This is a genomic window from Streptomyces sp. CNH189, assembly GCF_000527195.1.
This window is the reverse complement of sequence record NZ_AZUS01000047.1, coordinates 1-7,103: the sequence shown is the minus strand read 5'-3', so window position 1 is coordinate 7,103 and position 7,103 is coordinate 1. Positions and strand designations below refer to the sequence as shown.

Annotated in this window: 2 protein-coding genes; both read left to right on the top strand. The window is 70.5% G+C overall.

All coding sequences use genetic code 11. The annotated features are described in order from the left end of the window. On the top strand, nt 1–2,646 hold a 2,646-nt coding region (locus tag B100_RS0133340; RefSeq protein WP_037724066.1), incomplete at its 5' end, for a KR domain-containing protein. Nucleotides 2,647–3,137: 491 nt separating this feature from the next. After that, the coding region (locus tag B100_RS0133335) for a type I polyketide synthase (protein WP_024888665.1) at nt 3,138–7,103 on the top strand (3,966 nt) is incomplete at its 3' end.

Sequence of the window (7,103 nt, the reverse complement as noted above, 5' to 3'; positions counted from 1 at the left end):
TTCTATTCGACGGTGACGGGTGAGTGGGTAAAGGAGGCAGACGTCCTCGACGGTGGTTACTGGTACCGCAACCTGCGGAGCCAGGTCCGTTTCGGTCCCGCCATCGCCGACCTCCTGGCCGGCGGTCATACGGTGTTCGTGGAGGCCAGTGCCCATCCGGTTCTGGTGCAGCCCGTCAATGAGATCGTGGACCAGGCGGATGACACGGTCCGGCTGCGTGCTGTCGTCGGTGGTTCGCTGCGCCGTGAGGAGGGCGGTCTGCGCCGGCTTCTCACCTCGATGGCCGAGCTTTTTGTCCGGGGTGTGCTTGTGCACTGGGCGGCAATGCTGCCGGCCGGTGCCGGTGCCTCGCAGGTCGAGCTCCCGACGTATGCCTTCGACCGACGTCACTACTGGTTGCAGGAGGCCGATGACGGCGACGGCAGCGGCGCCTGGGGAGAGGACACCGACGCGGACTTCTGGAGCGCAGTCGAGCAGACCGACGCGGACTCGCTCGCCGGTCTGCTCGCCTCGGACTCCGCCAGTCTGCGAGACGCCCTGCGCACTGTCGTGCCGGTGCTGGCGGACTGGCGCGGCAGGCGTCGACAGCGGTTCAGCGCTGAGCGCCTCCGCTACGCCATCACCTGGCGGCCCTTGGACCGGGAGATGTCGGGAGTACCCGCGGGCCGCTGGCTCGCCGTACTGCCGCCGGGATGCCCGATCGAAGGCGCGACCGATTTCCCGGCTGACTCCACGGCCGGCTCCCAGGTGGCCGAGCTCCTCGCGGCGCTCGGTGCCCAGGGACTCGACATCGTGCCCTTGGAGACCGCTCCCTCTGCCTTCACCCGCACGGGGCTCACCAAGCAGTTGAGCGGCATCCGAGCCGAGTACGAACCGGCAGGAATCCTCTCCCTGCTCGCCCTCGACGGCACGCAGGACGCCACTGTCACCGCCGCCAGGACCCTCGCGCTGATTCAGGCCCTCGGAGACGCGGGCGTCGACGGGCGACTGTGGTGTCTGACGCGGGGCGTGGTGAACACCGGTATCCAGGACACCCTTACCCATCCCGGCGAGGCCGCGCTCTGGGGCCTGGGCCGCGCCGTGGCCCTTGAACACCCCGACCGGTGGGGCGGCTTGATCGACCTACCGGCAACCGCCGACCCCCGGACCGCGCAGTATCTCGTGGGCGCGCTGAACGGTGCGGCGGGGGACGACCAGCTCGCCGTACGCCGCTCCGGCGTCTACAGCAGGCGGCTCACCCGCAAGCCCGCACCCGAGGCGCCCGCCGACGGCGGCTGGCAGCCTCATGGCACAGTCCTTGTGACGGGCGGCGCCGAGGGCCTCGGCGCACATGCCTCGCTCTGGCTCGCCCGGTCCGGCGCGCGCCGTCTCATCATCACGACCACGCCTCAGGCGCCCGCCGACGCCGTCACCGAGTTGCTGGACAAGCTCGCGGCCGCCGGAGTGGAGACGACAGTCGTCTCCTGCGCCGACGCCGACCGTGAAACGCTCGCCCGGCTCATCGCCGAGACCCCGGAAGAGCAGCCGTTCACCGCTGTCGTGCACGCCGCCGACTCCGCCTGGACCAGCAACATCGCCGACACCGGCCTCGCCGACCTCACGGAGGTCTTCGCGGCCAAGGTCGACACCGCCGTATGGCTCGACGAACTGTTCACCGACACCGACACCGACGCCGGCGGGGCCCCGCTCGACGCCTTCGTGGTCTTCTCCTCGATCGCCGGAATCTGGGGCGGTGGTGGCCAGGGCGTCTCCGGCGCGGCCAACGCGGTCCTGGATGCCCTGGTCGAACGGCGCCGCGGCCGCGGACTCGCGGCCACCTCGATCGCCTGGGGAACCCTCGACGAAATCGGCCCTGCCATGGACGAGGCGACCCTCGCGCAGCTGCGCCGCCGCGGTGTCCTGCCGATGACCCGACAGATCGCGATGACCGCGTTCGAACAGGCCGCGGAAGCACGGGAGAAAGCCGTGACGATCGTCGACATGGACTGGGAGGCGTTCATCCCGGCGTTCACTTCCGTACGGGTCAGCCCGCTCTTCGCCGACCTGCCCGAGGCCGCCGCCGCCCTGCGTGCCTCCCAGCCAGATGCCGAGAACGTCAGCACCACCTCATCCCTGGTGGACTCCCTCCGCAACGTCCCCGAGGCGGAACAGAACCGTCTCTTGCTCCGGCTGGTGTGCGGACAGGCCTCGACCGTCCTCGGACACAGCAGCACGGACAGCATCGGCCCACTCCAGTCCTTCCAAGAGGTCGGTTTCGACTCGCTCGCCGCGGTCAACCTCCGCAACAGCCTGCACGTGGTCACCGGTCTACGACTGCCCGCGACCCTCATCTTCGACTATCCGACCCCGGACGCCCTCGTCGGTTTCCTGCGCTCTGCACTGCTGACGGAAACGGACGACGACGACCTGGACGCGCGGGAAGACGAGCTGAGGCGCGTACTCGCGCAGGTCCCGCTCGCCCGGTTCCGGGAGGCCGGCCTTCTCGACATGCTGCTCAGCCTCGCCGGTCCCGAGGCCGGCTCTGCCCCTGGGGTGACAACTCCCGAGCCAGACCCGGTGATGCCCGCCGCTGAGGACGACGCCGATCTGATCGACGTGATGGACGTCGCCGACCTCGTGAAGCGAGCCCTGGGAAACGACAGCTGATTCCTCCGTCGCGGGAGCGGCCGCGGGGCGGCGAGCAGCCAGGGGGCCCCGACCTGGACGCAACCGGGAGCTACCAGACCAGGGGATGCCCCGCGAAGGCGGCCCTGTCTAGTGTCATGGAGGCAGCCCTCGATATTCGCGAACCCTTTGCGGTCACAGAATTGCCCAGCAAAAATTCAGGGGTCTTTATTTGTGTCTTCTCTTTTTCGCATCGATGCGAGCCCGCGATGAGGGTTCCGTGCCGTGTCAACTGACCTCGTACTTCGCAGCCGCCTGCGACCCTCGTCTTCGACCATCCGACCCCGGACGTCCTCGTCGGTTTCCTGCGTTCTGAACCGCTGACGGAAACGGGCGACAGTGAGTCCCGCTCGCCCGGTTCCGGAAGGCCGGCCTTCTCGCCATGCTGCGCGCCCCGGGAAAAGACACCAACTGATGAGCCGACTTACGCCATTTGGTTTACCGACAGCGACAAAGACGGAGGACCTACCGAGATGACGGCACCGGACGAGCAGATCGTCAACGCACTGCGTGCCTCGCTCAAGGAGAACACGCGGCTCCAGCAGGAGAACCAGCGTCTCTCCGAGTCCTCGGCCGAACCCATCGCGATCGTTTCGATGGCCTGTCGGTACGCGGGCGGCATACGCACCCCCGAGGACCTGTGGCGGGTGGTGACCGACGGCACCGACGTCTACACCACCTTCCCCGAGGACCGCGGCTGGGATCTGGAAGGCCTCTACCACCCCGACCCGGACAACGCCGGCACGACGTATGTCCGCGAGGGCGCGTTCCTGCACGACGCCGGCCAGTTCGACGCCGCCTTCTTCGGGATATCGCCGCGCGAGGCGCTCGCGATGGACCCTCAGCAGCGGCAGCTCCTTGAGGTCTCGTGGGAGGCCCTCGAACGAGCCGGCATCGACCCGAACTCCGTACGCGGCACCGACATCGGCGTGTTCGCCGGCATGGTCCACCAGGACTACGCGCCCGACCTCAGCGGCCTCGAAGGCTTCCTCAGCCTGGAGCGCGCCCTGGGCACCGCGGGCGGCGTCGCCTCGGGACGGGTCGCCTACACACTCGGCCTCGAAGGCCCCGCCGTCACCGTCGACACCATGTGTTCCTCGTCCATGGTTGCCATTCACCTGGCCGCCCAGGCACTGCGGCGAGGCGAGTGCTCCATGGCCTTGGCCGGCGGCGCCACCGTGATGGCAACCCCTGGCGGGTTCGTCGGCTTCGCCCGGCAGCGCGGCCTCGCCTTCGACGGCCGTTGCAAGTCGTACGCGGCCTGCGCGGACGGCTCCAGCTGGGCCGAAGGCGCAGGTGTGATCCTGCTTGAGCGGCTGTCGGAGGCACGCCGCAACGGACACCGGGTCCTCGCGGTGATCCGCGGCTCCGCCCTCAACCAGGACGGCGCTTCCAACGGCCTGACGGCGCCCAACGGACCCGCGCAGCAGCGCGTCATCCGCAAGGCGCTGGAGAGCGCCGACCTCACTACGGCTGACATCGACATGGTCGAGGGCCACGGCACCGGCACCGTTCTTGGTGACCCGATCGAGGCGCAGGCCCTGATCGCCACGTACGGCCAGGAGCGGTCGGAGGACCGGCCACTGTGGCTCGGCTCGGTCAAGTCGGTGATCGGCCACACCCAGGCCGCCTCCGGTGTGGCCGGGGTGATCAACATGGTGCAGGCGCTGCGGCACGGTGTCATGCCCGCCACCCGGCACGTCGACGCCCCCACCTCGCAGGTGGACTGGACGGCGGGCTCGGTGGAGCTGCTGACGGAGGCTCGCGCGTGGCCGGAGGCGGGCCGGCCGCGCCGGGCCGGTGTGTCTTCGTTCGGTGCCAGCGGTACGAACGCCCACTTGATCCTGGAGCAGGCGCCGGAAGACGAGCCCGCCGCAGATACTGCCTCCGGCCGCTCGTCGGCTCCAGCGATCGACGGAGTGGTGCCGCTGGTGCTGTCGGCGGCCACGGCCGCCTCGCTCACCGGCCAGGCGGAGCGTCTGCTGTCGTTCGGCGAGGCGTCCGGCACGGTCGCGCTCGCCGACGTGGCGGCCGCATTGGCCACCGGCCGGGCGACGCTCGCCGAGCGCGCGGTCGTCGTGGCCGACTCGCCCGAGGAGGCCCTGGCGGGCTTGGGCGCGCTGGCGAGCGGAGAAGCCGCACACGGGGTGGCCGTCGGTAGCGCGTCGACGCCGGGCGGGGCCGGAAAGGTCGTGCTCGTCTTCCCAGGGCAGGGTTCGCAATGGACCGGCATGGGCCGCGAACTCCTCGACTCCTCACCGGTGTTCGCGGAGCGGATCGCTGAGTGCGCGGTGGCGCTCGAGCGGTGGGTCGACTGGTCGCTGGTGGATGTGCTGCGAGGTGATGCTCCGGCCGAACTCCTGGAGCGCGTGGATGTGCTGCAGCCCGCGAGCTTCGCCGTGATGATCGGCCTTGCCGCGGTGTGGTGGTCGGTCGGTGTGGTGCCGGATGCGGTGGTGGGTCATTCGCAGGGTGAGATCGCCGCGGCGTGTGTAGCGGGCGCGCTGTCCCTGGAAGACGCTGCTCGCATTGTGGCGGTTCGCAGTCAGGTCATTGCGGGCGAGTTGGCGGGCCGGGGCGGTATGGCGTCGGTGGCGCTGTCCGAGGCAGATGCCGTCGGGCGTCTGGAGCGGTGGGCCGGCCGGACCGAGGTCGCGGCGGTCAACGGTCCCGCGTCAGTGGTGATCGCCGGTGACGCCGAGGCCCTCGACGAGGCCGTCGACGCGTTGGAGGACCAAGGCGTACGCGTGCGCCGTATCGCAGTCGACTACGCCTCGCACACCCGGCATGTCGAAGATGTCCAGGAAACCCTGAGCGAGGCCTTCGCCGACATCCGCAGCCAGGCTCCCGCCGTGCCGTTCCTCTCCACCGTGACCGGCGAGTGGATTCGCGAGGCGGGTGTCCTCGACGGCGGCTACTGGTACCGCAACCTGCGCCGGCAGGTCCGCTTCGGTCCCGCGGTCGCCGACCTCCTGGCCGACGGCCACACCGTGTTCGTGGAGTCCAGCGCCCACCCCGTCCTGGTCCAGCCGATCAGCGAGATCGTGGTCGGCGCCGAGGCCGACGCCGTCGTGACCGGCTCCCTGCGCCGTGAAGACGGCGGGCTTCGCCGCCTGTTCACCTCGATGGCCGAGCTCTTCGTCCGAGGCGTCCACGTTGACTGGAGCGGCGTCCTCGCGGCCCGGGCCGACGCCGGCCGCGTCGACCTCCCGACGTACGCCTTCGACCACCAGCACTACTGGATCCAGCTGACCGGCACCGCCGACGACGCCGTCTCGCTCGGCCTCACGGGCACCGATCACCCGCTGCTCGGCGCGGTGGTCCCGCTGCCGCAGTCCGACGGTCTGGTCCTCTCCTCCCGAGTCTCCCTGCGCACCCACCCGTGGCTCGCGGACCACGCCATCGCGGGCGCGGTCGTCGTACCCGGAACCATCTACGTCGATCTGGCGGTCCGAGCCGGCGACGAGTTCGGCTGCGGTGTCCTGGAGGAACTCGTCATCGAGTCACCGCTCGTGCTGCCGGAGCACGGCGGCGTCCGGATCCAGGTCGCCGTCAGCGGCGCCGGCTCCAACGGCTCGCGCACCGTGGATGTCTACTCCCTCCGCGAGGAGACCACCGACGAGGCGGGACAGGGGGAATGGACCCGGCATGCCACCGGCCTGCTCTCCAACGCCGCCCGGGCCGATGGCACGACGCCCGCCGTCGACTTCGCCGCCTGGCCCCCGGCCGGCGCGCAGCCCGTCGCCATCGACCACTTCTACTCGGACCTGGCCGCCCGCGGATACGCCTACGGTCCGGCCTTCCAAGGCCTGCGCGGCGTGTGGCGGCGCGGCGACGAACTGTTCGCCGAGGCTGTCCTGCCGCCCGAGCAGCGCGAGAACGCCGACCGGTTCGGCATCCACCCGGCCCTCCTCGACGCCGCCCTGCACACCAATGCCTTCGCCAACCCCGACGACGACCGCAGAGTTCTGCCCTTCGCCTGGAACGGTCTCGTCCTGCACGCCCTGGGCGCCTCCGCCCTGCGCGTACGAGTCGCCCCGAGCGGCCCGGACGCGCTCTCGTTCCAGGCCGCCGACGAGACCGGTGACCTCGTCCTGACCATGGACTCGCTGGTATCCCTGCCGGTCACCGCCGAGCAACTCGGCGCCGACGCGGCCAGTCGGGAGAGCCGCGACTCGCTGTTCCGTGTGGAGTGGACCGAACTGCCCGCCCCTGAGGGTGCCGTCGCCCCGGCTCCCTGGGCGCCTGTCGCCACCGTGGACGACGTGGCGGCGCTCGCCGTCCGCGAGACTTTGCCGCCGGTTGCCGTCCTTATGGCGATGGCTGGTGACGGCGAGGACGCGCTCGGCCTCACCACGCGCGTCGTGGCTGTGCTTCAGGCCTGGCTGGTTGCCCCGGCTTTGGAGAGCGGCAAGCTGTTGGTGGTGACGAGGGGTGCG